At 27.8% G+C, this 536-nt stretch carries 1 protein-coding gene; it reads right to left on the bottom strand.

Annotated features, from left to right (window positions below; genetic code table 11):
* The coding region (locus tag H2279_RS08705) for an AMP-binding protein (protein ID WP_337196295.1) at nucleotides 1-536 on the bottom strand (536 nt) is incomplete at both ends.

Below are 536 nucleotides of genomic sequence, written 5' to 3'. Positions count from 1 at the left end.
ATCACACTCTTATGAGCGATACTTACTCCTTTAGGAATTCCAGTGCTCCCACTAGTAAAAAGTACATAAAGTAAATTAGTATCGATATGGTTTTCTTTAGCTTTAGTGATTAGATTTTCATCGATATTAAAATTTTGAAAATTTTCTGTATAAAGAGTAGGTAAATTTAAATCTAGTTTTAATTCTTTAGAAGTGATTAGAAGTTTTGGTTTTAAAACTTCTACAACTTTTTCTATTCTTTCTTTAGGACTTTTTTCATCTAAGAGTGTATAAAAGTTTCCACTTAAGGCTACACCAAAAAAAGAAATCAAACAATCAATGCCTTTAGGTAAGATAATAAGAATGGCTTTTTGTAAAGGTAAGCTATCATTATCTAAAGTTCTTAAAATTTCACTGGCAACTTTTTTAGAATAAAGATCAAATTCTTTATAAGTGATTTCTTTTTTACCTTCTTTAGCAAAAGGTTCAACAAAGGCTATTTTTTCACTAAAATTTTCAACGCTTTTTTCTAGGAAGTTATAGATGTGGGTGAGCAT

The sequence above is a fragment of the Campylobacter sp. B0100352/1 genome (assembly GCF_020135855.1).
GTDB lineage: Bacteria > Campylobacterota > Campylobacteria > Campylobacterales > Campylobacteraceae > Campylobacter_D > Campylobacter_D taeniopygiae.
This window is presented reverse-complemented; position numbering and strand designations above follow the sequence as displayed.